The sequence below is a fragment of the Stenotrophomonas sp. GW821-FHT01H02A genome (assembly GCF_059422145.1).
This window is the reverse complement of record NZ_JBWKWI010000003.1, coordinates 36,625-62,410: the sequence shown is the minus strand read 5'-3', so window position 1 is coordinate 62,410 and position 25,786 is coordinate 36,625. Positions and strand designations below refer to the sequence as shown.

Annotated in this window: 26 protein-coding genes; 10 read left to right on the top strand and 16 right to left on the bottom strand. The window is 66.9% G+C overall.

The window, feature by feature from the left end; genetic code table 11:
- Positions 1-266: 266 nt before the first annotated feature.
- Positions 267-1,289, top strand: coding sequence for a LysR family transcriptional regulator (locus AC07WC_RS05860; protein WP_495209171.1), 1,023 nt, complete (start codon positions 267-269; stop codon positions 1,287-1,289).
- Between the two features lie 120 nt (positions 1,290-1,409).
- On the opposite strand, the gene AC07WC_RS05855 is transcribed toward AC07WC_RS05860, so the two are convergent.
- Both AC07WC_RS05855 and AC07WC_RS05850 read right to left on the bottom strand, forming a co-directional pair.
- Positions 1,410-2,105, bottom strand: coding sequence for a YiaD family glycine zipper/OmpA-like lipoprotein (locus tag AC07WC_RS05855; RefSeq protein WP_088432184.1), 696 nt, complete (start codon positions 2,103-2,105; stop codon positions 1,410-1,412).
- A 151-nt stretch (positions 2,106-2,256) separates the two neighbouring features.
- Positions 2,257-3,672, bottom strand: a complete 1,416-nt coding sequence (locus AC07WC_RS05850) for a cryptochrome/photolyase family protein (RefSeq protein ID WP_495209170.1) — start codon at positions 3,670-3,672, stop codon at positions 2,257-2,259.
- A 169-nt stretch (positions 3,673-3,841) separates the two neighbouring features.
- Here AC07WC_RS05850 and AC07WC_RS05845 point away from each other — a divergent pair, with 169 nt between their 5' ends.
- From AC07WC_RS05845 to AC07WC_RS05835, 3 genes are read left to right on the top strand one after another with little or no spacing between them, the layout of a single operon-like run.
- Positions 3,842-4,471 (top strand): superoxide dismutase, encoded by a 630-nt coding sequence (locus tag AC07WC_RS05845; protein WP_495209169.1) that lies wholly within the window; start codon positions 3,842-3,844, stop codon positions 4,469-4,471.
- On the top strand, positions 4,471-5,025 hold the full coding sequence (locus AC07WC_RS05840; protein WP_495209168.1) for a flavin reductase family protein: 555 nt from the start codon (positions 4,471-4,473) through the stop codon (positions 5,023-5,025). The genes AC07WC_RS05845 and AC07WC_RS05840 overlap by 1 nt, the downstream gene beginning before the upstream one ends.
- Positions 5,026-5,036: 11 nt before the next feature.
- On the top strand, positions 5,037-5,363 hold the full coding sequence (locus AC07WC_RS05835; protein WP_495209167.1) for a tetratricopeptide repeat protein: 327 nt from the start codon (positions 5,037-5,039) through the stop codon (positions 5,361-5,363).
- A 25-nt stretch (positions 5,364-5,388) separates the two neighbouring features.
- On the opposite strand, the gene AC07WC_RS05830 is transcribed toward AC07WC_RS05835, so the two are convergent.
- Genes AC07WC_RS05830 through AC07WC_RS05815 form a run of 4 tightly spaced genes read right to left on the bottom strand, consistent with a single transcriptional unit; the run spans position 5,389 to position 11,144 of the window.
- Positions 5,389-6,024 carry an inorganic diphosphatase gene (locus tag AC07WC_RS05830; RefSeq protein WP_495209166.1) on the bottom strand — a complete coding sequence of 212 codons (636 nt, stop codon included), beginning with the start codon at positions 6,022-6,024 and terminating at the stop codon, positions 5,389-5,391.
- A 49-nt stretch (positions 6,025-6,073) separates the two neighbouring features.
- Complete coding sequence (locus AC07WC_RS05825; RefSeq protein WP_495209412.1) at positions 6,074-7,423, bottom strand: purple acid phosphatase family protein; 1,350 nt, start codon at positions 7,421-7,423, stop codon at positions 6,074-6,076.
- A gap of 32 nt (positions 7,424-7,455) precedes the next feature.
- Positions 7,456-8,574 (bottom strand): phytase, encoded by a 1,119-nt coding sequence (locus tag AC07WC_RS05820; protein ID WP_495209165.1) that lies wholly within the window; start codon positions 8,572-8,574, stop codon positions 7,456-7,458.
- Entirely contained in the window at positions 8,574-11,144 is a 2,571-nt protein-coding gene (locus tag AC07WC_RS05815) for a TonB-dependent receptor (RefSeq protein ID WP_495209164.1), read from the bottom strand. Before AC07WC_RS05815 ends, AC07WC_RS05820 begins: the two co-directional genes overlap by 1 nt.
- 184 nt (positions 11,145-11,328) lie before the next feature.
- On the opposite strand from AC07WC_RS05815, the gene upp reads away from it, so the two are divergent.
- Together upp and AC07WC_RS05805 are read left to right on the top strand one after the other, a co-directional pair.
- The gene (gene upp, locus AC07WC_RS05810) at positions 11,329-11,964 is read left to right on the top strand and encodes a uracil phosphoribosyltransferase (RefSeq protein WP_019183235.1); all 636 of its coding nucleotides are present in this window, start codon (positions 11,329-11,331) and stop codon (positions 11,962-11,964) included.
- A gap of 108 nt (positions 11,965-12,072) precedes the next feature.
- Complete coding sequence (locus AC07WC_RS05805; RefSeq protein ID WP_495209163.1) at positions 12,073-12,357, top strand: PsiF family protein; 285 nt, start codon at positions 12,073-12,075, stop codon at positions 12,355-12,357.
- Between the two features lie 97 nt (positions 12,358-12,454).
- On the opposite strand, the gene AC07WC_RS05800 is transcribed toward AC07WC_RS05805, so the two are convergent.
- The 6 genes from AC07WC_RS05800 to rsmD form a co-directional block, all read right to left on the bottom strand.
- Entirely contained in the window at positions 12,455-13,342 is an 888-nt protein-coding gene (locus tag AC07WC_RS05800) for an MBL fold metallo-hydrolase (protein ID WP_495209162.1), read from the bottom strand.
- Between the two features lie 96 nt (positions 13,343-13,438).
- Complete coding sequence (gene ggt / locus AC07WC_RS05795) at positions 13,439-15,175, bottom strand: gamma-glutamyltransferase (protein WP_495209161.1); 1,737 nt, start codon at positions 15,173-15,175, stop codon at positions 13,439-13,441.
- Entirely contained in the window at positions 15,172-15,456 is a 285-nt protein-coding gene (locus AC07WC_RS05790; protein ID WP_070427136.1) for a YfhL family 4Fe-4S dicluster ferredoxin, read from the bottom strand. Before AC07WC_RS05790 ends, ggt begins: the two co-directional genes overlap by 4 nt.
- Before the next feature lie 125 nt (positions 15,457-15,581).
- On the bottom strand, positions 15,582-16,073 hold the full coding sequence (locus AC07WC_RS05785; protein ID WP_495209160.1) for a hypothetical protein: 492 nt from the start codon (positions 16,071-16,073) through the stop codon (positions 15,582-15,584).
- A gap of 47 nt (positions 16,074-16,120) precedes the next feature.
- Positions 16,121-16,630, bottom strand: a complete 510-nt coding sequence (gene coaD, locus AC07WC_RS05780; RefSeq protein WP_019183241.1) for a pantetheine-phosphate adenylyltransferase — start codon at positions 16,628-16,630, stop codon at positions 16,121-16,123.
- Between the two features lie 7 nt (positions 16,631-16,637).
- Positions 16,638-17,240, bottom strand: a complete 603-nt coding sequence (rsmD, locus tag AC07WC_RS05775; protein WP_495209159.1) for a 16S rRNA (guanine(966)-N(2))-methyltransferase RsmD — start codon at positions 17,238-17,240, stop codon at positions 16,638-16,640.
- Positions 17,241-17,668: 428 nt separating this feature from the next.
- Between rsmD and htpG the strand changes: the two genes are divergently transcribed.
- Positions 17,669-19,567, top strand: a complete 1,899-nt coding sequence (gene htpG / locus AC07WC_RS05770; RefSeq protein WP_495209158.1) for a molecular chaperone HtpG — start codon at positions 17,669-17,671, stop codon at positions 19,565-19,567.
- Positions 19,568-19,658: 91 nt separating this feature from the next.
- Here the strand turns inward: htpG and AC07WC_RS05765 are convergent, their stop codons facing one another.
- A complete protein-coding gene (locus AC07WC_RS05765; protein ID WP_495209157.1) occupies positions 19,659-19,955 on the bottom strand; it encodes a hypothetical protein in 297 nt (98 codons plus the stop codon).
- 165 nt (positions 19,956-20,120) lie between these two features.
- Here AC07WC_RS05765 and ftsY point away from each other — a divergent pair, with 165 nt between their 5' ends.
- From ftsY to AC07WC_RS05750, 3 genes are all read left to right on the top strand, one after another.
- Positions 20,121-21,542 (top strand): signal recognition particle-docking protein FtsY, encoded by a 1,422-nt coding sequence (gene ftsY, locus AC07WC_RS05760; protein ID WP_495209156.1) that lies wholly within the window; start codon positions 20,121-20,123, stop codon positions 21,540-21,542.
- A gap of 134 nt (positions 21,543-21,676) precedes the next feature.
- Positions 21,677-22,816, top strand: a complete 1,140-nt coding sequence (gene mutY, locus AC07WC_RS05755; protein WP_495209155.1) for an A/G-specific adenine glycosylase — start codon at positions 21,677-21,679, stop codon at positions 22,814-22,816.
- Positions 22,817-22,820: 4 nt separating this feature from the next.
- Entirely contained in the window at positions 22,821-23,090 is a 270-nt protein-coding gene (locus tag AC07WC_RS05750) for an oxidative damage protection protein (RefSeq protein ID WP_019183247.1), read from the top strand.
- A 169-nt stretch (positions 23,091-23,259) separates the two neighbouring features.
- Here the strand turns inward: AC07WC_RS05750 and AC07WC_RS05745 are convergent, their stop codons facing one another.
- From AC07WC_RS05745 to AC07WC_RS05735, 3 genes are all read right to left on the bottom strand, one after another.
- Positions 23,260-23,724 (bottom strand): DUF6491 family protein, encoded by a 465-nt coding sequence (locus AC07WC_RS05745; RefSeq protein WP_495209154.1) that lies wholly within the window; start codon positions 23,722-23,724, stop codon positions 23,260-23,262.
- Between the two features lie 104 nt (positions 23,725-23,828).
- Complete coding sequence (lolD, locus tag AC07WC_RS05740) at positions 23,829-24,542, bottom strand: lipoprotein-releasing ABC transporter ATP-binding protein LolD (protein ID WP_495209153.1); 714 nt, start codon at positions 24,540-24,542, stop codon at positions 23,829-23,831.
- Positions 24,535-25,776 (bottom strand): lipoprotein-releasing ABC transporter permease subunit, encoded by a 1,242-nt coding sequence (locus AC07WC_RS05735; RefSeq protein ID WP_495209152.1) that lies wholly within the window; start codon positions 25,774-25,776, stop codon positions 24,535-24,537. Before AC07WC_RS05735 ends, lolD begins: the two co-directional genes overlap by 8 nt.
- Positions 25,777-25,786: the final 10 nt, after the last annotated feature.

Here is a 25,786-nt window from a genome sequence, read left to right as displayed (position 1 = left end):
CGGAGTGAATTCCCGGAAAGCCTTACGGGACAAGGAACCCGGACGGGCTTCCACGGTCATCGCGAGGTCGAGCGGGGCGTTGGGGCCGCTACGCAGGCGGCCTAGAATGTTCCGCAACCACATGGTTGTCGTCCTTCATATCTGGAATGGCGCCAGATTAGTCCTCAAACTCCCCCTTGATTAGTCCGGATTTAGGGGAATAATCATCCCGTGCCCGGCACAATCATTTGCGGCACTCTTTCCCTCCCCCGACTTTGGATCCCGTCATGGCCCACGATCTCAACGACACGCTGATCTTCGTCAAAGTGGTCGAGCAAGGCAGTTTCATCGCCGCCGCCACTGCACTGGGGCTACCCAAGACGACGGTCAGCCGCAAAGTGCAGGAACTGGAAACGCGCCTCGGCGCGCGCCTGCTGCACCGGACCACCCGCCGCCTCGGCCTCACCGAGGCCGGCTCGGTCTATCACGAGCACTGCCAGCGCATCGCACGCGAACTGGAAGAAGCCGAAGGCGCGGTCAACCAGCTGCAGTCCGGTCCGCGTGGCTGGCTGCGCTTCACCGTGCCCTATTCGATCGGCATCACCTGGATCGCGCCGCTGCTGGGTCAGTTCCATGCGCAGTACCCGGAAATCCAGCTGGACATGCACCTGGGCAACGAGAAGCTCGACCTGATCGCCGGTGAGGCGGATCTGGCGCTGCGGGTGGGCACCCTGCCCGACTCCAACCTGGTCGCGCGCAAGCTCGGCAGCCTGCGCACGCAGGTGTTCGCCAGCCCGGCTTACATCGAACGCTATGGCGAGCCGCTGCATCCGGACGAGCTGCAGTTCCATCGCATCCTGGCGATGCGCAAGGCGCGCAACCTCAACAACAACCGGTTCTTCTGGCAGCTGGGCGAAAACGGCGGCGAACTGCTGGATTTCCCGGTGAATCCGCTGCTGGTGGCCAATGATCCGTCCGCGTTGAACGGTGCGCTGGTGTGTGGCGAAGGCCTGCTGCTGACCGGTGACGTGATGGCCAAGCCGTTCGTCGAATCGGGCATGGTGCGCCGCGTGCTGGCCGGTTGGACCGGGCCGGAAGTGGACTTCAACGCGGTGTTCGCCGGCGGCCGGCTGGTCTCGCCGAAGGTGCGCGCGTTCGTCGATTTCCTGGTCGAGAAGATGAACTTCGACGCCAACTACATGCTGGCCCAGTGCCCGGCGGCGAAGCTGGCCAAGCAGCAGCAGACGCAGGTGGAAACCGAGCTGCAGGCGACCGGGAAGCGGATTCTGGAGACGGTGACGGCGGTGTGATCCTGGCGATGCTTCATCAGTACAGTGCCGCATGAACGACAACGCCGCCCTTGGGCGGCGTTGTCGTTTTGGCGTTCCGTTCCCGCTTGCGGCGCGAACGTTGCAACAAGACCCGTCGCGTTATTGCTGCAACGGAATCACACGGATTTCGACGCGGCGGTTCTGCGCGCGACCGGCATCGGTGTTGTTGTCGGCAATCGGGTAGGCCTTGCCGGCACCGAGGGTTTCGATGCGGGCGCGCTGCACGCCCTGGCCGGCCAGGTAGGCGGCGACCGAATCGGCGCGTTCCTTGGAGAGACGGTTGTTGACTGCGTCGCTGCCGATGCTGTCGGTGTGGCCGACCACTTCGATCATGGTCTGGTTGTACTCGGCCAGCGTGCTGGCCACGCCGTTGAGCGAGCTGTAGAACTGCGGCTTCAGGGTGGACTTGCCGAAGTCGAAGGTGATGCCGTCCGGCAGGTTCAGGACCAGGTTGTCGCCATTGCGGGAGACGTCGATACCGGTGTTGGCGGTACGTTCGCGCAGCGCGCGTTCCTGACGGTCCTGGTACTGGCCGACCGCCGCGCCGCTGAGTGCGCCGATACCGGCACCGATCATGGCGTGCTGGCGGCGCTCGGTGGCGCTGTTGCCGCTGAGCAGGCCGGCGGCGACGCCGACGGCAGTGCCGATCAACGCGTTGCGGCCGGTGCGGTTCTGCTGTTCGACGGGGTTGCCGTACTGGTCACTCTGCACGTAGGAGCCACCGGTGGCGCAGGCCGTCAGGGCGGCAGCAGTCATCAGGGCCAGGGCCACGTTGCGGGTTGCGGGTCGAATCATGAGGTTTCTCCTTGGTTACCGGACGGCGCCGGCGTGCGGGCCGTGAAGAGCATAAACAGCCCAACGCGATGCCGGCATGATGAATGGAATGCTCGGCAGCTCCCTGTTCAGGTAATCGTTTACGGCTGCCATGCTCGATCCGGGGTGTGGGTCACGCTCCGCCCGTGTGGCGATACGCGGCCAAGGCGGCATCCCGACCCTCGGACAGATCCACCAGCGGCAAGGCCGGATAGCCTGGCGCGCACTCGGCCAGCAACTGCGGTGACTGCCACGGAGCAAAGCGCGCCTTGACCGGCAATGCGGCCAGCTCCGGCACCCAGCGCGAGATGTAACGCGCCTGCGGGTCGAACTTCTGCGACTGCGTGACCGGATTGAAGATCCGGAAGTACGGCGCGGCGTCCGCCCCGGTGCCGGCAACCCACTGCCAGCCCATGGTGTTGTTGGCCAGGTCCGCATCGACCAGCGTGTCCCAGAACCAGCGTGCACCTTCGCGCCAGTGCTGGCGCATGTGCTTGCACAGGTAGCTGGCGACGATCATGCGCACGCGGTTGTGCATGTAACCGGTCGCCCACAGCTCGCGCAGGCCGGCATCGACGATCGGGATGCCGGTACGGCCCTGCTGCCATGCACGCAGCGCGCCCGCATCGGGCTTGGCCCACTCGAACTGATCGAAGCGTGGGTTGAGATTGTGATCCGGCGTCTGCGGGAAATGATGCAGCAGGTGATACGAAAACTCGCGCCAGCCCAGCTCGCGGATGTAGCCGTCGATGTCGGCATCCCGGCTGGCACTGCGCTCGCCCTGCAAGCGGCGGACGATCTGCCACGGGGCGATCTCGCCGAAATGCAGGTGCGGCGACAGCAGCGAGGTGCCGACCCGGTCCGGCAGATCACGTTGCTCGCGATAGCCGTTGAGGGCACCGTCGATGAAGACCGTCAGTGCCTCGTGGGCGCCGGCTTCGCCGGGCTGCCAATGCGTCCAGAACTGCCGGTCCCATGGGATCGCCGGCGCCAGGCCCAGTGACTCCAGCGTTCCGCCGCTCGCGCTGTGCCCGGGGAACCGGTCCGGTACACCGCTCGGCGCCGGCAACTGGAGGCGGGTCAGCGCATTGCGCCAGAACGGGGTGAACACTTTGTACGGCCCGCCCTGCTGGGTTGCCACGTCCCACGGCTCGAACATCAGGCTGCCGTTGTGGCTGTCGGCCTCGATGCCCTGCTCGCGCAGTTCGCGCTTGATCTTCGCATCGCGCGGTTGGGTGGCCGGTTCGTACTTGCGGTTCCAGTAGACCGCCACCGCACCGGTCTGCTCGATCAGCGCCTGGAGCTGCGACTGACTGTCGCCCTGGCGCAGCACCAGCGAAGAACCGCGCGCACGGAGGTCAGCGTCCAGCGCCGCCAGCGAACGATGCAGCCACGCGTTGGACGCGCCACCGGGCGCCCAATCGCCCTCTTCGTGTGGCGCGTGGATGTAGACCGGCACCGGCACATGGCCGGCATCCAGGGCGGCCTGCAGGGCCGGGTTGTCCTGCAACCGCAGATCACGGCGAAACCACACCAACGCTACCGACACGAGACTACCCCGGAAGATTCGAGAGGCAATCATAGCCAGTGCAGGTGAAGGACAGGCAGCGGGTACGCGCGGATGGCCCGCACTGTTCCACATCGCCACGCTTGACCTCAATCACGCTTGAGGTTCTATCGTGGCGTCCTCCCTTCCGCTCCCCCCCCTGGAGATGCACATGGCCTACACCCTCCCCGCCCTGCCCTACCCCTACGACGCACTCGAACCGCACTTCGATGCACGCACGATGGAAATCCATCATGCCAAGCACCACCAGACCTACATCACCAATCTCAATGCCGCGCTCGCCGATGCCGGGATCGAGAACACGGATATCGACGCGCTGATCGCCGATATCGGGTCCCTGCCCGAAGGTGTGCGCAACGCCGTCCGCAACAACGGTGGCGGGCATGCCAACCACAGCCTGTTCTGGACGGTGCTGACCGCCAACCGCGGCACGCCGGAAGGCGCCTTGGCCGAAGCGATCGATCGCGACCTCGGCGGCTACGCCGCGTTCAAGGAGGCCTTCACCAAAGCCGCGCAGACCCGCTTTGGCAGTGGCTGGGCGTGGTTGACCTTGAGCCGCGATGGCAAGCTTCTGGTGGAGAGCAGCCCGAACCAGGACAACCCGTTGATGGGCGAGGTCGCGGGCCTCTCCGGTGGCACACCGATCCTGGGGCTGGATGTGTGGGAGCACGCTTACTACCTGAACTACCAGAACCGCCGCCCGGATTACATCGCCGCCTTCTTCGAGCTGATCGACTGGGCCGAAGTCGCGCGCCGTTACCAGGCCGCCGGCGGCCGTTGATGGACACGGGTCCTGCACTGGGCCTCGGCACGCAGCCCTCCGCCACGTTGTCCGAGGCTGCAGTGCTGGACCCGCCGCTGTCTGCGGCCGCGCTGCGCCATGCCTTCGGCCAGTACCCGACCGGGGTCGCCATCGTCGCCACTCACAATGACGACGATGCCCTGTTCGCGATGACGATCAACTCCTTTGCTTCGTTGTCGCTGGACCCACCGCTGCTGCTGTGGAGCCTGTCGAACCGCTCGCCCGATGTGGCCGTGTATCGCATCGGCAGGCCATTTTCGATCAGTATCCTGGCCGCCCGGCAGATCGCGTTGGCGCGGCATTTCGCCGATGGAAAACGGCGGCGCGTGCCGGTGCCCGGCACGATGATGGTGCACCCCAGTGGCGTACCGCTGGTCCGCGGCGCGGTTGCGCAGCTGATCTGTACGGTCGAACAGACCCTGTCCGCCGGTGATCATGTGCTGGTCATCGGCCAGGTGGTGCAGTTGGATACCGCTCCCGGCGACACCCTTGCCTTCCACCGCGGGCGCTACGCCCGCGTCACCACTGCCTGAGTCTGCGTCGAATGGATATCTCCGCACTGCAACGTCTGCTCGCACAGGGTCGCGACAGCGCCCTGCTCCGCTTCGGTCTGGGCAAGGCCCTGCTCGACGCGGGTGACACCGCGGAGGCGGTCATCCATCTGCAGCGCTGTGTCGCACAGGATCCACAGTACTCGGCGGGCTGGAAATGGCTGGGTAAAGCGCATCTGGCGGGCGGCGACAAGGCCGCCGCGGCCCAGGCATGGCAGGAAGGCCATCGCGTCGCCGGGACCAATGGCGACAAGCAGGCGGTCAAGGAGATGGCCGTGTTCCTGCGCCGGTTGCAGAAGGCGGACGTGGGCCGGGCGTGAGCGCCCGGTACCGCGCCCGCGCTGGTCAGTCGCCTCTGGCGCGGCGCTGATGGGCGTCAAAACGCTGCATCGAGGCGCGGATCAGGGCCTTGGCCTCGGCGGCGTTGCCCCAGCCGTTGAGCTGGACCGGATTGCGCCCGGCCGGCAGGTCCTTGTAGACCCGGAAGAAGGCTTCGATGCGCTGCCGTTCGATCAGCGGCAAGTCATCCAGGTCACGGATGTTGGCGTAGGTCGGGTCGATCTTGTCGGTCGGCACGCCGATCACCTTTTCGTCCTGCTCGCCGTCATCGACCATCTTGAGGAAGCCGATCGGGCGGAAGCGGACGATCACCCCCGGATGCAGCGGCTCACGGGTCAGCACCAGTGCGTCCAGCGGATCGTTGTCGCCGGCCAGGGTGCGCGGCATCGAGCCGTAGTTGGCGGGATACGCCACCGGCATCGACTGGAAGCGGTCCACATGGACCAGACCGTCGTCCTTGATCTCGTACTTGGTGAAGCTGCCGGCCGGGATCTCCACGGCCAGGTTGACCTCCTCGGGCGCGGTCTTCGGTTGCGCAGCGAGGAACGGGTGCAGCACCGCGTTGGCGGCGACGCCCGCGCCGGCGATGAGCAGCAGCACGGTGGCAAGCGCTGCCAGCGGGAGGGTGCGTCGATGGATCATCTCGGTCTCCATGAATGGCCGGGCACGCCGCAGCGGCCCGGCCGATCAGTCATTCCCAGCAACGGTCGGCACGGCCCTTGAGGGTCTGGGCGCGCGTGCAGTCACGGGGGGCGATGCGGCCCTGCATCAATTCGGCCTTCTGTTTGCGACCATCGGCGCCACGTGTCAACTCGAAACCGTCGTACAGGCGTCCGGTAACGGTGCGCGCCTCGTAACGCAGGTGCGTCGGATCGATCTTCAGTACCTGGAACAACTGCGTGTCCTCTCCGACCGGCGCCATGGTGGCGCGGGCCTCATCGGACAGCCGGTACTGCTTCGGCCCGGCCACGGTGACCACGAACTGCGGCGTCGCGTCCTGCCCTTCGCCACGGCGGCCGTAGGTGTGGTCATGCCCCTGCAGGACCAGATCGACCTGGTAGCGGCGCACCACCGGCAGCAGCACATCACGCAGCTCAGTGTTCTCGCGGCCTTCGCGCGGCGAATAGAACGGCTGGTGCAGCAGCACGATGCTCCACGGCTGCGGGTTGTCCGCCAGTACCTTGTCCAGCCACGCCGCCTGGGCGTTCGCCGTGCCCAGGTCGAGCGCGGAGGTGCCATCCAGCACGGCGATGCGCACGCCCTGGTAGTCGAACCAGTAGGTACTGGTGTCGGCGGCGTCCACGCCATTGCGCGGCAGCGCGAACGTCACCGGCCAGTGGCGACCGAGCACGCGACGCTCCTGCGGGGTGTCTTCGAACTCCTCGACGTACTCGTGGTTGCCGATCGCCGGGGCGACCGCGGTTTCCTGCGGCAGCCAGCCGGCGGCGGCGAACCACTCGCCCCACTCGCTGTCATCCTGGCCGTCGCCGCCACTGACCAGGTCCCCGGCGAACAGGCTCAGGCGCGCGTCCGGGGCGGCCTTGAGGCCGGCCCGCATGACCCGGGAGACGTGGCTGAGGTTCTTGTTCTGGGTGTCACCGAAATACAGCAGGGTCAGCGGCTGCTCGGCGCGGCCGGCGGTACGCAGCTGGTTCCAGGCACTCCAGGTGTTCTGGCCCTGTACGCGCCACAGGTACAGGGTGTCCGGCTGCAGGCCGGTCACGTCGGCACGGTGATGATGGGACGCGCCGAGTTCAGTGGTCAGCGCCTGGGTGGTCGCGGTGATGCGGGTCGGCGTGCCGACATCCGGCGAATCGCCGGCCACGACCCATTCCAGCACGGGCGACTTCACCGAGGTGTCGGTGCGCCAGGCGACCGAGAAGTCGCGCGCGGCGTCCTGTGCCGGCGAGGCGACCAGCCGGTCCGGGAAACCGGTCGCCGCGTAGTGGCGGTTGCCCGCGGGTACCTGGGTGTTCGGCTCGGCGCCGTTCTCGGCATCTTTTTTCGCCACGGCACTGCCGCTGCACAGCAGCAGCGCCATCGCCAGTGCGATCAGGGCGGCAGGAACGCGGCTCACGCGCCACACTCCAGCGGCAGCGACAACTGCCTGGCGATGCTCGCCCAGTCGAACGCGACCACGCCCTGGTCATCGTGCACGGCGTACAGCGCACCGTGCGGGAAACGCGCGGACGGCGCCTGCATCGACCAGATGCCGTCGGTGTTGGCCACCGTATTGCCCTGGAACGCCCCGACATGTTTCAGGCTGTGGCGGTCGAACAGATGGAACACGCTGCGCTGCTTGCCCTGCTCGGTGGTGATCCACCAGCCATCCTTGCCGCAGGTCCGCAGCATCACGCCTTCGGCCTGGGCCTGGAATGCATCGCGTCCGAACGTGGTGCCGCTGAAACGGCCCTCCAGCGTGTAGACCTTGATTTCACTGGCGTAGGTTTCGTCCTCTTCGGCGATCAGCAGGCGGTCATTGGCCGGGTCGCCCCAGATCGATTCGACCACCCGCAGCGCGCCTGCGTCGGTGGTGTCACCGATGCTGGCGGTGAGCGAGGCCTGCGCCATGCCGTCCTGCACGGTGAGCGCATAGCGGCGCACTCGCTTGTCCAGCTCGGCCAGCGGCGGCAACACGTCGTTGCCCTGCGCGTCTTCGCCAGCGTCGTAGGAATCGGTCACGTAGACATCGTAGCCCCCGCCCTGTTTGTTCACCCACAGCCCGTACGGTTTGCGCAGGTCCTCGGCGCCGAACACGCCCAGCGGGGTGAAGTCCGGCAGCTGCAGCACCTGCACGCGGTGGTTGTCGCGCTCCACGATCAGCACCAGGTCATCGACCACGGCGATGCCGTTGGGGCGGTCGAACTGGCCCGGGGCGGTGCCGAGGCTGCCGACGTCGCGCAGGTGCGCGCCAGTCTGCCCGTCATAGACCACCAGCTTGTCGGTTGCCTTGGCGGTGGCGATCAGCCAGACCTGGCCCTCGGGGGTAGTCCAGCTGGCCGGCGAGTCGATGTTGTCGTCCGGGGTCATCGGGGTCAGGAATGCCTCGGCGACGGTGGCGACATGGCGTGCGGTGCGGGCATCGACGGCCGCGGTCGGCGCGGCGGGTGCCGCCGGCTCCGGTGCGCCGCCCGGCTTGCAGGCGCTCAACAACGCCAGCGTGAGCAGGCCCAGGCAATGCGTGGCGCGCATCACAGGGCCACCTTCAGGCCGAGGGCGTAGGTGCGACCGTATTCCTCGTTCTGCAGGGTGCGCGAGCGCACGCCCTGGTAAAGCTCCAGCGGCTTGTCGAGCAGGTTCTGCGCTTCGAAGTAGACGCTCACGTTCGAGGTGATCTTGTAGTCCATGCTGAAATCGAGCTGGGTGTTGGGTGCGACGTAGATGTCATAGGCGCGGCTGTCGCCCAGCGAGTCCAGATACTCGCTGCGGTAGACCGCCGCCACGCGGGTACTGAAGCCGGCCTTCTCATAGCCGATGTGCGCGCTGTACACGTGCCTGGACGCGCGCGGCAGCATGAAATCGTCGCGCTCGCGGCCGGCCACGCCCGGGTCGAAATCGGTATCCAGCCAGGTGCCGCTGGCGCCGACCAGCAGACCATCCCAGCCGGCCGGCAGGAAGGCGAGCTGTTGCTGCCAGTTGAACTCGGCGCCCTTGACCGTGGCCTTGTTGCCGTTGATCACCCGGGTGACTTCGAAGCCGGGATACGCCGGATCGCTGTTGCTCACGGTGTTGACGATGTAGCCGTCGATCGACTTGTGGAACACGCCCAGCGAAACGATGCCAGTGCTGCCGAGATACTTCTCGATCGACAGGTCGATGTTCTTCGATTCGTACGGATCCAGCTGCGGATTGCCGACCCGGACTTCCTCATCGCCACGGCTCAGGCCCACGCGCGGTGCCACGTCACCGAACGACGGGCGCGAAACGGTCTTGTTGGCGGCCGCGCGCAGCACCCAGTCATCGCCTGCGTCGTAGCGCAGATGCAGGTCGGGCAGCACGTTGGTGTAGCTGCGGCTCACGCTCAGCGGGGTGACCGTGAAGCTGCGGCCGTTGGGCGCCACGTCCACGCTGTTGCCGGTGGCGCTGAACTGGGTGCTTTCCACGCGCACGCCGCCGATGATGCGCAGCGCGCCAACATCCCAGGTACCCATCGCGTAGCTGGCGAAAATGTCTTCGCTGGCGGTGTAGTCCTCTTCCAGCGAGGTCAGCGCGTTACCACCGGCATCCTGCGGGCGGGCACTGTACTGGCCCCCATGCTGGGCCCAGTAGCGGCGCATGGCGTCCGAGCTCATCCCTTGGCCGAGGCTGCCACCCCGGTGATCGGGAGTGGCGGTGGTCCAGTCCGACAATGCCACGTCCGGGCCGACGCGCAGTTCGCGCTCATCGACGTTGACGTCGCGGTCGCGCCAGCGGCCCAGCAGGCCGATCTTGTAACTGGAGGAATCCCCATCGAAGCGCACGTTGATCTGCGCGCTGCGCTCGCTGTCGTTGACCTGCTTCGGGGAGAGCACGAAGCGGTCGAAGTCGTAGTTGCCGTTGTCCATCCACTGCGCGCTGGTCAGGGTGTAGCGCGGGATGCCGCTGGTCTGATCGACGGTGGCGCCGAGGTCATCCCCGTTGTACTCGAAGCGCGCTTCCATCTCGTCGTTGACGCGCTCTTCGGTCCGCGTGTAGCCCACCTTGTAATCGACCACCGCGTTGGTGAGGCGGTTCTCGCCACCGGCGCTGGTGGTGAAGGTATTTTCCTTCTTGGTGCGGTAGCGCATGCGCTTCTGGATCGCATCGGCGGGCAGGTCATCGACGCGATACTGGTTGTTGCCCAGCGCGGTGACCTCGCCATCGCCGAAGTTGAAGATCGTGCGCTGGCGGGTTTCGGCATCATCGAACTGGCTGTACAGCGTGCGCAGGTAATAGCGATTGTCGTCGTCCGGATGCCAGTCCAGATTCAGATTGGCGCCGATGCGCTTGCGCTCGATATCGTACTTGCGCTGCTGCAGGCTGTTGGCGAACAGGTCGTCCTCGGCACCACCGTCGAACTCGCCGTACTCCACTTCGGTATTGTCCGACTCGAACTTGCGGTTCTGGTAGTTCACGCCCAGCGCCACGCCGAAGGTATCGGCGAACACTTCGCTGTAGTTGATCGCGGCCTTCGGGCTGGTGTTGCCCGACAGTTGCTGGTGGCTGGCCTCGATCTTGCCGCGCAGGTTGCGGCCTTCGCGGTCGAACGCCGAGGCCGACTCGACCAGGATCGCGCCACCGATGGCGTCGCCGGGCATGTCCGGGGTCGGCGACTTGACCACGCGCAGGCGCTCGGTCGAGTCGGAGGGAATCACGTCCAGCGGTGCAGCGCGGCTGGAGTCCTCCGGCGTGCCGATGGCGATGCCGTCGACGCTGACGCTGTTGAGATTGGCATCCAGGCCACGGATGACCACGAAGCGCCCCTCGCCCTGGTCACGGGTGACACTCACGCCGGGCAGGCGCTGCAGCGACTCGGCCACGTTCTTGTCCGGGTAGACGCCCATGGCATCGGAGGACACCGCGTCTTCGATCGCATCGCTGCTGCGCTTGAGGTCGACCGCGCGGGTCTGCGACTCCAGCTGCGGGCGTACTTCTACACGGTCCAGATCGATGGCCGCGGCACCGGCCGCGGCGCCGCTGGTCACCGCACCGCCATCGGGCGCGTCGGCGGCATGGGCGGACGGGGTGATCACCGCCAGCAACGAGAGGCTGATCGCCAGGCCCAACGGACGCTTCTTCTGCACTGCATTCCCCAATCTGTGTAAAGAATGGGTCAGCACGGTATGTCCGGCAGGTTGCATGGGGATGACACCGGTGGATGCGGCACCGCTCCAGAGACCCCCCCGTCACCTTTCCGTCACGCGACTCTGGCCCGGTACAGTGCGGCTGCGGCACACTATCAGCCTCTCCTTTGCCAACCCTCCCCCCATGAAAATCGTCGAAGTGCGCCATCCGCTGGTGCAGCACAAAATCGGCCTGATGCGCGATGCGTCCCTGAGCACCAAGGACTTCCGCGAGCTGGCCAATGAACTCGGTGGGCTGCTGGCCTATGAGGCGACCGCCGATCTGGATACCGAAGCCCACACCATGGCCGGCTGGGCCGGTCCGGTGACGGTGCAGCGCATCGCCGGCGCCAAGATCACCGTGGTGCCGATCCTGCGCGCCGGCCTGGGCATGCTCAGTGGCGTGCTCTCGCTGATCCCCGCCGCGCGGGTGAGCGTGGTCGGCCTGCAGCGCGATGAGGAAACCCTGCAGCCGGTGCCCTATTTCGAGCGCCTGACCGGCCGCCTGGAAGAGCGCGATGCGCTGATCCTGGACCCGATGCTGGCCACCGGTGGCACCCTGATCGCCACCATCGACATGCTCAAGCGCGCCGGCGCCCGCCGCATCAAGGGCATCTTCCTGGTCGCGGCGCCCGAAGGCATCGCCGCCGTGCAGGCCGTGCACCCGGACGTGGAGATCTTCACCGCCGCGATCGATGCCCAGCTCAACGAGAAGGGCTATATCCTGCCGGGCCTGGGCGATGCCGGCGACCGCATCTTCGGGACCCGCGTGGTCGGCTGATGGTGTCGTGCTGACCGGCGGCCAGCACCGGCCGCCGCGGCTTCACACGGCCTAGCCATGGCCGGGCAGAAGCTGCGCGCACCATCAACCCGTGCGTGGAGCTGCGTCATGAAGACCGTGTCCCTGCTGGCCTGCCTGCTGCTTCTGGGTGGCCCCGTGATTGTCAGTGCCGCCACGCCGCAGCAACAGCGCATGGCCGACTGCTCAGCCAAGAACAAAGGCAAGACCGGCGAGGACTACAAGTCCGCGCAGAAGGCCTGCCTCAGCGGCCCCGCCCCGGTGGCGAGCACGCCGCAGGAACGCATGAAGAGCTGCAACGCCGATGCGGCCGCGAAGAATCTGGCCGGCGATGCGCGCAAAACGTTCATGAGCGGTTGCCTGAAGGCGCATTGAGGCGTCGAACCGGGCTGTTGCCCGTGCCACGGGGATCGGTGCCGAGCAACGGTCGGCACCGACCGGCGTGGTTACGCGGCCGGGACAGCCCTGGGCGTTACGCCAAGGCGCGGGCTTTCAGTTCGGCCTGTTCGTGCACGGTGCCGAAGCGGCCCTTTTCATCGCGTGACACCTGCGCCAGCGCGCACTGCGGGTCATGGGTGAAAAACAGATGGACGTTACGGGCCAGTTTGTCTTCCAGGAAGCTGCGCTTCTCGTCGATCAGCAGTTCGGCGTTGCGGTCGTAGCCCATGGTGATCGGCACGTGCACCCACGAGCGGCCCGGGATCAGGTCCGCGCAGAACACCACCCCACCCCGTGCCTGGCCATCCACGGTTTCCGGCCCCGTGATCTCGGCCAGCATCAGCCCCGGCGTGTGCCCGTCGCTGAAGCTGAAACGCACGCTGTCGCCCAGCGTCTTCGAGTACGGGCCATCGACGATTTCCAGTCGCCCGCTTGCCTGCAGCAGGCCGGGCAGTTCGGGGATGAAACTGGCGCGGTCACGCGGATGCGGATGCAGCGCGCGGGCCCAGTGCCCGGCGCCGACCAGGAAAGTCGCGTTCGGGAACAGCAGTTCCGGCGAGCGACCTTCGCTCCACGGCGCCAGCAATCCACCGGCGTGATCGAAATGCAGGTGGCTCAGCACCACCACATCGATATCCTCATGCTCGAAACCGGCCTCGCGCAGGGATTCGATCAGCACATGGCTGGGTTCCTGCACGCCATAGCGGTCGCGCAGCCGAGGCTCGAAAAACGCGCCGATCCCGGTTTCGAACAGCACCGTCCTGCCGGCCAGCGGGCTGGCAAGCAGTGCGCGGCAGGCCAGTTCGATCCGGTTGAGATCGTCCGGCACTGCCCACTTTTCCCAGACGGCGCGCGGCGCGTTGCCGAACATCGCACCGCCGTCGAGTTTCTGGGAGTTACCGCGGATGGACCATAGTTTCATTCGCAAATTATCGTCGTGTGGCCGTTAAATATTCGCTAGCCACCGCCCATGAAAAAACCCCGCCACTGGGACGGGGTTTCTCGTTTCTGGGTTGAATCAGTGCGCCTGGCTGACCTCGGCACTGCCGACCGGATTGCGCGGGTCGCTGCCCCCGCTGAGCAGGTTGCTGCGGCGGTCCCATTCCACGGTCTGCAGGTTGCCCCATACGTGGCTGGAGCCGCGGCCACCGGCGGCGGTATCGCCGGGCAGATCGATCTTGTGGCCCATCGCCTGGAGCTGCTTGATGGTGCCGGCATCGAAGGTGCCATCCTCGGCTTCGATCAGATCCGGCAGCCACTGGTGGTGGTAACGCGGCAGCGCAGCGACCTGCTGCGCGGTCAGGCCATCATCGTAGCCCAGGATGCCCAGCAGCACCATGGTGATGATGCGGCTGCCACCGGGCGTGCCGAGCACCACGACCTTGTCGGCGGACTCCATGAAGGTCGGCGTCATCGAGCTGAGCATGCGCTTGCCCGGCTTCGGCGCATTGGCCGCATAGCCCATCACGCCGAAGGCATTGGGCGTGCCCGGCTTCAACGCGAAGTCGTCCATCTCGTTGTTGAGCAGCACGCCGGTGCCCGACGGAATCAGGCCCGAGCCATACAGCAGGTTGACGGTCTGGGTCGCGCCGACGCGGTTGCCTTCGCGGTCGATGATCGAGAAGTGCGTGGTCTCGTCATCTTCCAGCGGGGTCGGGTTGCCCGACAGCAGGTCGCTCGGGGTGGCCTTGTCCGGATGGATGGTGGCACGCAGGCCCTGCGCGTAATCCTTGCTGGTCAGCACCTTCTGCGGGATGTCCACGAAGTCCGGGTCACCCAGGAAGAAGGTGCGGTCGCGGTAGGCGCGACGCATGGCTTCCACCACCAGATGGGTGCGGTGCGCCGGATCCAGGTCCTTCAGGTCCCAGCCTTCCAGGATCTGCAGCATGGCGGCCAGCGCGATGCCGCCGGAGGACGGCGGCGAGGCGGTGGTGATGGTCCAGTCGCGGTACTTGAAGGAGATCGGTTCGCGCAGCTTGACCCGATAGCCGGCCAGTTCTTCGGCGGTCCATTGGCCACCGGCCTGCTTCACGCCCTTGAGCAGCAGCTTGCCGGTCTCGCCCCGGTAGAAGCCATCGAAACCCTGGTCGGCCAGGCGCTCCATGGTCCGGGCCAGTTCCGGCTGGCGGAACAGGTCGCCTTCGGCGATCGGCGTGCCGTTGCGCTCATACACTTCGCGCGTGCCGGGGTAGCGCTGCATCACCGCGCGCCGCGATTCGTAGCCCTTGGCCATCCGCGCATACACCGGGAAACCGTCGCGCGCGATGCGCATCGCCGGTTCCAGCGAGGTCTTCAGCGGCAGCTTGCCATGCTTGGAGGACAGTTCCACCAGTGCCGCCGGCAGGCCGGGAATACCGGCCGACCACGGGCCATTGACCGAACGGTCGCGGTCCAGCTCGCCTTTCTTGTCGAGGAACGCGGCGGGGGTGGCGGACGCTGGCGTGGTCTCGCGCGCATCCAGCATCACGTCCTTGCCGGTGGCCGCATCGTGCAGCAGGAAGAACCCGCCGCCGCCCAGGCCCGAGCTGATCGGCTCGACCACGGCCAGCGTCGCCGAAACGGCCACGGCCGCATCGAATGCGTTGCCGCCCTTGGCCAGGATTTCCATGCCCGCTTCCGTGGCCAGGTGATGGCCACTGGCGACGGCCACGCCATCAGGGTGTCCGGCCAGGGTCGACTGCGGGGATTCCGCAGCCCAGAGGCCCGGGCTGACCAGCAGGACCAACAGCAACCAACGACGCGACAGCGTGCTCATTTGGGCAGAAACTCCGTGACATACAATTCGGGATGATCGCGCTGCAGCCCGTGCAGCTTGGCCAGCAGGGCGTCCTGGGTTTCCGGAATGTCCGGATCGGGATCGATGCACTCGACCGGGCAGACGACCACGCACTGCGGTTCGTCGAAATGTCCCACGCACTCGGTGCAGCGGGCCGGATCGATCACGTAGATGGTTTCACCCATCGAAATGGCCTGGTTGGGACAGGCCGGCTCACAGACGTCGCAATTGACGCAGAGCTCATTGATTTTCAGCGACATGGCGTTACTCCACGCCCGCGCCGGCGGATGAGAACCGGCCCACGCGGGCGCGCGGGCCGGTCATCGGTGACGCCCCTGCGGGCGCCACCCGGGCCGCGCACGAGGCACGGCCGCCACTGCACGGGTTACTTGGCTTCGACGAAGATGTACTCGGCGCCGGTCGGCTGGATGATCGACTGGACACGGGCGTTGTCGGCAGCCTTGCCGATGAACACCACGCGCACACCCTTCATCGAGTCCGGCGAGACGTCCTTGAACACGGCCTGGATCATGTCGGCCATCTTGGCCGAGGCCGAAGAACCGAAGGCCAGCATGTTGCCCGGCTGCACGCCACGGCCCACGGCCTGGGTGGCGCTTTCGACCTGGCGCTCATACTTGGCGGCGAATTCCGGGTCCGATTCCGGGGCGAGGTAATACAGGTACGGGCTGTTGGTGATGTTGCCCATGTTCTGCACGGCCACGGCCTGCAGGTACTTCTTCCAGCCGGCATCGTCATCGGCAGCCGGGGCGACCAGCGCCTGCTGGGCTTCGACGACCGGTGCGGCCTCTTCCTTCTTGCAGGCGGTGAAGGCCAGCGCGAACGACGCGATCAACATGGCACGCATGGTGTTGTTCATGGAATTCCTCCCTTGGTGATTCTTGGTATGTATGGGTCTGACAGGTACTACGCTTGGCCCGACTTCGCTTCACGGACCTTGCGCAGCGCCTCAAGCACTGCGGACGGCACAAAGCCGGACACGTCGCCGCCCAGGCGGGCGATCTCGCGGACCAGCGAAGACGAAATGAAGCTGTGTTGCTCGGCCGGGGTCAGGAACAGCGTCTCGACCTCCGGGATCAGATGGCGGTTCATGCTCGCCATCTGGAATTCGTATTCGAAATCGGACACCGCGCGCAGGCCGCGCAGCAGCACCCCGCCCTGTACCGAGCGCACGAAATGCGCCAGCAGGGTATCGAAACCACGCACTTCCACGTTGCGGTTATGGCCCAGTGCATCGCGGGCCAGCTGGACGCGCAGCTCCAGCGGCAGCGTCGGCCCCTTGGATGGACTCTGCGCCACGCCCACCACCACCTTTTCGAACAGCGGCGCAGCACGGTTCACCAGGTCGATGTGACCGTTGGTGATCGGATCGAAGGTGCCCGGGTACACGGCAATGCGGCGGTTGGCCACGGTCATACGGTAGCTACGCGTGTTGGTCTGGTGAAAGTGTAGCAGTGGCGCGGCGATACAGGGCAAAACGGACCTCCCGGGTGCCCCCTTCGCGGTGCAGCAGCCACGGCGCGGGCATCCTCGGTGCCTGGTCGGCCGGGGACTCCACGTACAGCCAGGCATCGGTGGCCAGATGCGCGGGCAGCCCGGCGATCACCGCGTCCCACAGCCCATCGGCGAACGGCGGATCGATGAAGACGATGTCCGCCAGCGGCCCCGCCGGCTGCCGCAGCCACTGCAGCGCATCGGCCTGCACCACCGCGATCTGCTCCTGCGCCCCCAGCTTGGCCACCGACTCGCGCAGCTGCCGGGACAATGCCGCGTCCCGCTCCACCAGCGTCGCCTGCGCCGCCCCCCGCGACACCGCCTCCAGCCCCAGCGCCCCGCTGCCGGCGAACAGGTCCAGCACCCGCGCCCCGCCCAGCCGCGGCATCAACCAGCTGAACAGCGTCTCGCGGACCCGGTCACTGCTCGGCCGCAGCCCCGGCGACAGCGGCACCGGCAGCTTCGTATTGCGCCACTTGCCCCCGATGATCCGCACCTGGCCCACGGCGGCGGCCGGCTGTCGCGGTTTCATGCGTGGCTCCGGAGACAAAGGGAAACGGGATGGGCAAAGGGGCGGAAAAGAGTCATGGGCACCGAGGGCAGGCGATTCAGCCTGACATTCTAGGTTGTCGCAGTAAAACCCGCGCCCTTCGCTCACGTACCACGTGCCGTTACGACGATGCCAACCTGCCGGAGGGGTCCACCTGCACCACACCGGATCCCTGACAGGAGGATGGCGGGTACGGGGTGCCGGGAACGTTGGGCAGCAGGGATGCTGCCCACGAGGCCCCATGAATGGGTTCACGCCGCGTCCCGGCACCCCGTACCCGCCATCCTCCCTGCGCAGCCAGGCAGGCGCCGTGGCGGACGCACACCACTTGAATTCGGGACAATCCACCCCTACCCCTTGAGCCAGCCGCCGCGCCGGGCGCGGCAATGTCCCAAGGAGCAACACGACCCATGACCGTGCAGACCCAAAAAGAAACCCTGGGCTTCCAGACCGAAGTCAAACAGCTGCTGCAGCTGATGATCCACTCGCTGTACTCCAACAAGGAAATCTTCCTTCGCGAGCTCATCTCCAACGCTGCCGATGCCTCGGACAAGCTGCGCTTCGAAGCACTGACCCAGCCGGCGCTGCTCGAGAACGACGGCGATCTGCGCATCCGCGTCAGCTTCGATGCCACGGCCAATACGCTGACCATCGACGACAACGGCATCGGCATGAGCCGCGACGAAGCGATCACCCACCTGGGCACCATCGCCAAGTCCGGCACCGGCGACTTCCTGCGCCAGCTCTCCGGCGACCAGAAAAAGGACTCCCAGCTGATCGGCCAGTTCGGCGTCGGCTTCTACAGCGCCTTCATCGTCGCCGACCAGGTGGACGTCTACTCCCGTCGCGCCGGCCTGCCCGCCAGCGAGGGCGTGCACTGGTCCTCGCGTGGCGAAGGCGAGTTCGACGTGGAAAGCATCGACAAGCCCGAGCGCGGCACCCGCATCGTGCTGCACCTGAAGGACGACCAGCGCGATTTCGCCGATGGCTGGCGCCTGCGCGGCATCATCAAGAAGTATTCCGACCACATCGGCCTGCCGATCCAGATGGTCAAGGAACACCACGGCGAAGACGCCCCGGCCGAGGTCGAATGGGAGACCGTCAACCGGGCCAGCGCGCTGTGGACCCGCCCGCGCACTGAGATCAGCGACGCCGAGTACCAGGAGTTCTACAAGCACGCCGCGCACGATCACCAGGATCCGCTGGCGTGGAGCCACAACAAGGTCGAAGGCAAGCTCGAGTACACCTCGCTGCTGTACGTCCCCGGCCACGCCCCGTTCGATCTGTACCACCGTGACGCGCCCAAGGGCCTGAAGCTCTACGTGCAGCGCGTGTTCGTGATGGACCAGGCCGAGCAGTTCCTGCCGCTGTACCTGCGCTTCATCAAGGGCGTGGTGGATTCCAACGACCTGTCGTTGAACGTCTCGCGCGAAATCCTGCAGTCCGGCCCGGTCATCGACTCGATGAAGTCGGCGCTGACCAAGCGCTCATTGGACATGCTGGAGAAGCTGGCCAAGGACAAGCCGGAGGTCTATGCCGGCTTCTGGAAGCAGTTCGGCCAGGTGCTCAAGGAAGGGCCGGCGGAAGACTATGGCAACCGCGAGAAAATCGCCGGCCTGCTGCGCTTCGCCTCCACCCATGATGACAGCGGTGAGCCGAGCGTCTCGCTGGCCGACTACGTGGGCCGCATGATCGAGGGCCAGGACAAGATCTACTTCCTGACCGGCGACAGCCACACCCAGGTCAAGGACAGCCCGCACCTGGAAGTGTTCCGCAAGAAGGGCGTGGAAGTGCTGCTGCTCACCGACCGCATCGACGAGTGGCTGATGGGCTACCTGACCGAGTTCGACGGCAAGTCGTTCGTCGATGTCGCACGTGGCGATCTGGACCTGGGCGCGCTGGAAAGCGCCGAAGACAAGCAGGCGCAGGAAGCGGTTGCCAAGGACAAGCAGGCGCTGGTGGACCGCATCAAGTCCGCACTGGGCGATGACGTTGCCGACGTGCGTGTCTCGCACCGCCTGACCGACTCCCCGGCGATCCTGGCGATCGGCGAACAGGACCTGGGCCTGCAGATGCGCCAGATCCTGGAAGCCAGCGGCCAGAAGGTGCCGGACAGCAAGCCGGTGTTCGAATTCAACCCGGCCCACCCGCTGATCGGCAAGCTGGACCAGGAAGGCGATGCCGCGCGCTTCGATGACCTGAGCCGCGTGCTGTTCGATCAGGCCGCGCTGGCGGCAGGCGACACGCTGAAGGACCCGGCGGCGTATGTGCGCCGGCTCAACAAGCTGCTGCTGGAACTGTCGGCGTAAGGCGTTCTGCAGGGGGCGCCGGCTTCGTGTCGGCGCCCTGTTGCGGACGGTGATGCGTGGCGCTGGGCAGCGGCCGGCGCACCCGCCGGGATCAGGCCCAGCGGTCCAGCAGGGTGCCCAGCATTTCGTCCTGGCGGCGCACCACGGTCGCGTTGGCGGCAAACGCCAGCGCGGCCTGTTTGGCCGTGAGCAGGTCCGCGATCGGCGCATTGGCATCGTCGGGCGCGGCAACCACGGCGGCGGTCACACCGCCTCCAGCCGTTGTCGCCTGCGCGACACCCAGCCGTGTCGCATCCGTGACCGGCAACCGCGCCACGTTGGCGGCGGCGGCCTGCAGGCCCAGCGAGGCGGCACGCATGCCGGTGCTGGCAATGGACATCACGCTCATCGTTCACCGTTTCGCTGTTCCGGCCACGCCCGCATGGCGCAGCCCTTCACAACCGGTAACGGCCGCATCGGCCATTACTTGAGTCCCGCCCCACCGCACCTGCACGCCCATGGGCCTTCGGGGCGCAGTGGTAGCATACCCCTCTGATTTCAGCGTCTTTTGCCAATGCTCAGCTTCTTCCGTCGCAAAAAGCCCCAGGACGCCCCCCAAGAGGCGGCCAAGACCCAGCATTACTCCACCGAGGAGCTGGCTGCTGCGTTCCCGCAGGCCAGTCCGGAGCCTGCTGCACCGTCTGCACCATTGCCGGCCGTGGTGGAAACCCCGGCGCCTGCTGCAGCCCCGGTAGAGCGCGTGATCGCGCCGACGCCGGTTGAGCCTGCGCCTGCCGTTGCCACCCCGGTAGTGCCTGCTCCCGTCGTCCCTGCGCCCGTGGTCGCACCGCCGGCTGCCCCGGCGCCGGTTGCTCCCGCTGCCGTGGTGACCGCACCGGTTGTCCCGACTCCGGCTGCGCCTGCGCCTGCCGTCGTCGCGCCGCCGGTCGCCGCGCCGGTTGCGCCCACTCCGGTCACTCCGGCTACGCCTGTTACGCCTGTTACGCCGGCGGCTCCGGCTGCCCCGACCATCGTCACCGAGCGCCCGTCCTCACAGGACATCGCCCCCGCCGCGGCTGGCAAGAGCGGCTGGCGCGAGCGCCTGCGCAACAGCGTGATCGCCCGCAGCTTCGGCGGCCTGTTCTCGCGCAATCCCAAGCTCGATGACGACCTGCTCGACGAACTGGAGACCGCGCTGATCACTGCCGATGTCGGCGTCGGCGCGACCACCGCCCTGGTCGAAGGCCTGCGCAAGCGCATGAAGGCGCGCGAGTTCGCCGATGCCAATGCGCTGCTCACCGCGCTGCGCGCCGAGCTGATCGCGATCCTGCAGCCGGTCGCCAAGCCGCTGGTGATCGACCGTACCGCCAAGCCGTTCGTGGTGCTGACCGTCGGCGTCAACGGCGTCGGCAAGACCACCACCATCGGCAAGTTGGCCAAGCGCTTCAAGGACGATGGGCACAGCCTGATGCTGGCCGCCGGCGATACCTTCCGTGCTGCCGCCGTCGCACAGCTGCAGGCCTGGGGCGAGCGCAACGGCGTGGCCGTGGTCGCGCAGGGCCAGAACGCCGATGCGGCCTCGGTCGCCTTCGATGCGCTGCAGGCCGGCAAGGCGCGCGGCACCGAAGTGCTGATCGCCGATACCGCCGGCCGCCTGCATACCCAGGCCGGGCTGATGAACGAGCTCGGCAAGATCCGCCGCGTGCTCGGCAAGATCGACGCCCATGCGCCGCATGAAGTGCTGATGGTCATCGATGGCACCACCGGCCAGAACGCGCTCTCGCAGCTGCGTCAGTTCCATGCCGCGGTCAATGTGACCGGCCTGGTGGTGACCAAGCTGGATGGCACCGCCAAGGGCGGCGTGGTGTTCGCGCTGGCCCGCGAGTTCGGCATTCCGATCCGCTTCTGCGGCATCGGCGAGCGTCCGGAAGACCTGCGCGTGTTCGATCCGGAAGCCTTTGTCGACGCCCTGCTGCCGGAAGCGCTGGGCGCCTGATCAGCGCCGGGCCAGGCAGCGGCTTCACTTGTAGAGCCACCCCATGGGTGGCTGCTTCACCTCCGTGACCGCCCTCCCCCTGGCTGCCGATGCAGCCACGCATGGCGTGGTTCCAGCCCTTCTCCGGAATCTGCATGACCCGCCAGCCTCCCGCCAGCGCCGTATTGCCCGCCGACGATGTGTTCGTTTCCCGGCTGCTGCACTGGTTCGACGACCATGGTCGGCACGACCTGCCCTGGCAGCACCCGCGCTCGCCGTACCGGGTGTGGCTGTCGGAGATCATGCTGCAGCAGACCCAGGTCAGCACGGTCATCCCGTACTTCCTGAAGTTCCTCGCGGTGTTCCCGACCCTGCCCGATCTGGCCGCGGCGAGCAATGATGCGGTGATGGCGCAGTGGGCAGGCCTGGGGTATTACGCCCGTGCCCGCAACCTGCATGCGGCCGCACAGCGCTGCGTCGAGCTGCACGACGGCGAGCTGCCGCGCGATTTCGATGCCCTGCATGCGCTGCCCGGCATTGGCCGCAGCACCGCCGGCGCGATCCTCAGCCAGGCCTGGAATGATCGCTTCGCGATCCTCGACGGCAACGTCAAACGCGTGTTGACCCGCTATCACGGCATCGAGGGCTTCCCTGGTCTGCCGGCGATCGAAAAGCAGTTGTGGGCGGTCGCCGAGGCGCACGCCGCGCAGGTGCCCGCGACGCGCATGGTCGATTACACCCAGGCGCAGATGGACCTCGGTGCCAGCGTCTGCAGCCGCAGCAAGCCGGCGTGCGTGATCTGCCCGCTGCAGGCGACCTGCGTCGCCCGCCGCGAGGGCCGCACCGATCAACTGCCGACACCGAAACCCGGCAAGACCCTGCCCGAGCGCGAGGCGGTGGCGCTGCTGCTGCGTGACCCGCGCGGCCGCATTCTGCTGCAGAAGCGGCCCGACACCGGCATCTGGGCGCAACTGTGGACCCTGCCCCAGGCCGACAGCGGCATCGCGCTGCAGGACTGGTTCGACGCGCATATCGACGGCTCGCTGGACGATGCCGAGCCGCTGCCGGTGCTGGAACACACCTTCAGCCACTACCGGCTGCATCTGCAGGTACTGGTGGCCGCCGTGCAGGGCCTGCGCAACGAGGCCGAGGGGCTGCGCTGGGTCGCCGCCGAAGAGCTGGCCACGCTGGGCCTGCCCGCGCCGATCCGCAAGCTGCTCCAGACCGGTGCACCGCCCGCTCAGCCCAAGCGCCGTACAATGCGGCGCGCAGCAACATCCCAAGACAACGAGTAACGCTATGCCCCGCACCGTTTTCTGCCAGTACGAACAACGCGACGCCGAAGGCCTGGACTTCGTGCCCTACCCCGGCGAGCTGGGCCAGCGCATCTTCAACCACATCGGCAAGCCGGCGTGGGCCGCGTGGCTGGCGCACCAGACCATGCTGATCAACGAGAACCGGCTGTCGCCGCGTGATCCCAAGCACCGTGCATTCCTCGAAGAGGAACTGGTGAAGTATCTCTTCAGCGGTGGTGCCGAAAAACCGGCCGGGTTCGTTCCGGAGGCGTGACCGGGCCTGATACCGACCAACGGTCGGTATCTACCGCGAGAATCGGGGCTCCGAGCTTGTTGGCGATCGCCAGGTTGTGGCGATCATGGGGTTGTGGTGACCGCCAGGTTGTGGCGACCGCGAGATCGCGGTGCATCCTCGATAGGCCCTGGCCGGCCAGCGCCCGGCACTACCGGGTCGGCGCCTGCTGGCCTTCTTCGCGCTCCTGCAGCTGCGCCTGCCGCAGCTCCTGCTCGGAGGCGCGCAGCGCCTTGGTATCGAGCTTGCGGATGCTGCTGATGAAGCACGGCATGTTCATCGGTCCGGGCGTGGGGTCGCGCACCAGCACCTTGTCGAAGCGGGCCGATACACGGCCGACCCGGCTGGTCAGGCCGATCGCCGGGGCGTAGTCCAGCCCCTGGCACGGCCCGGTCAGTTCCAGCAGATAGCCTTCGCTCGGACGCGTCCACACCGCCAGCGCGCTCTCGCCCAGTTCGGTCCAGCCTGACAGCGAACCGTACAGCGGCATGTCCTGCTGCGGCGGCCCGGCGTGGGCGCGGTAGAGGTCGAGCTTCTGCGCGGTGGACAGGCGGCCGGTGCTGGCGCATGCGGCCAGCCCAAGGCACAGGGCCGCGATGGCAAGGATCTGCTTCATGACGCCTCCTGCTGGGGACTGTGCGCCGATCATGCACCGCCTGGCGTGCTCCCGGCGAGAGGAACCCGCCGGGTGTTCAGCGCTCAGGCAGGCAACAAGGCCGCTCAGACCTCGCTGTGCGCCAGGCTGTGCAGCCGCCCTTCGCGCAGTTCCAGCACGCGGTCCAACTTGCGTGCCAGCGAGCGGTCGTGGGTCACCAGCACCAGACTGGTGTGGTGTGCGCGGTTGAGTTCGAGCATCAGTTCGAACACCGTCGCGGCGGTCTTGTCGTCCAGGTTGCCGGTCGGCTCGTCGCCGAGCACGCAGGCCGGGCGGTTGACCAGCGCGCGGGCCACGGCAGCGCGCTGGCGCTCACCGCCGGACAGCTCGCCGGGCTTGTGGTCCAGGCGATGGCCCAGGCCGACCGACTCCAGCAGCGCCTGCGCGCGAGTGCGCGCATCCGCCACTTCTTCGCCGCCAAGCAGCACCGGCATCATCACGTTTTCCAGCGCGGTGAATTCGGGCAACAGGTGATGGAACTGGTACACGAAGCCAAGCGCGCGGTTGCGCAGCCTGCCGCGCTGGCTGTCGGACAGGCCGGACATGCGCTGGCCGGCGACATAGACCTCGCCCGCCGTCGGCGTATCCAGGCCACCGAGCAGGTGCAGCAGGGTGCTCTTGCCGGCGCCGGAGGCACCGATGATGGCCACGGTCTCGCCGGCGGCCACGCGCAGGTCCAGCCCGTTGAACACCGGCGTCTGCATGCGGCCTTCGGCGTAGGTCTTGGCCAGGGCTTCGGCGCGGATGACTTCCTGGCCCAGGGTGAGTGCTTCATTCATAACGCAGGGCCTCCGCCGGCTGGGTACGTGCCGCGCGCCAGGCGGGATACAGGGTGGCAAGGAAGCTCATGACCAGCGCCACGGCGGTGATCACGATGATGTCCGGGGTCTGCATGTCGGTGGGCAGGCCGGTGATGTAGTACACGTCCTCCGGCAGCAGCTTGACGTTGAACAGCGTCTCGATCGCGCCGAGGATGCGCTCCAGGTTCAAGGTCAGGGTGATGCCGCCAATGACGCCCAGCACGGTGCCGAAGATGCCGATCAGCGAGCCCTGCACCATGAATACCTGCATCACGCCACCCGGGGTCAGGCCCAGGGTGCGCAGGATGGCGATGTCGGCCTGCTTGTCGGTGACCAGCATCACCTGCGAGGAGACCAGGTTGAACGCGCCCATGGCGATGATCAGCGAGAGCAGGATGCCCATCACCACCTTCTCCATGCGCAGCGAGTGGTAGAGGTTGGCGTTCTGCTGGGTCCAGTCGCTGACGCGGTAGGCACCGGTCAGGTTGTGGGCCAGATCGACACCGACGTCCAGCGCCTTGTCCATGTCATGCAGTTTCAGGCGCACGCCGGTGACGCCATCGATGCGCAGCACTTTTTCCAGATCGGCCATGTTGGCGTAGGCCACGCCACGGTCAACCTCGTTGTAGCCGGCTTCGAAGATGCCGCTGACGGTGAAGCGTTTCATCCGCGGGATCGCGCCGATCGGCGTGCCCTGCACTTCGGCCAACGTCACCAGCACGGTATCGCCGACGCCGACACCGAGGTAGATCGCCAGTTCCTGGCCGACCAGCAGGTTGTAGCTGCCCGCGGTCAGGCTATCGAAACTGCCTTTCTTGACCTTCTGGTTGATCACCGAGACGTTCGGCTCCAGCGCCGGGTCGATGCCCTGCACGATGGCGCCCTGCACGCGGGGGCCGCTGAGCATGGCCTGGATTTCGATGTACGGCGCCGCCCCGGCGACACGCGGGTCCTTCCTGGCCACCTCCACCGCATGCGCCCAATCGGCCATGGGCGCGCCGTCGGTGGTGATGGTGGTATGCGCGGTCATCTGCAGCAGGCGATCGCGGATTTCCTTCTGAAAACCGCTCATGACCGCCAAGGTGGTGATCAGCACGGTCACGCCCAAGGCGATGCCGAGGATCGAGGCCATGGAGATGAAGGAGATGAAGCCGTTGCGGCGTTTGGCGCGCAGGTAGCGCAGGCCAATCGAGACAGGTATGGGTTTGAACATGCAGGTACGC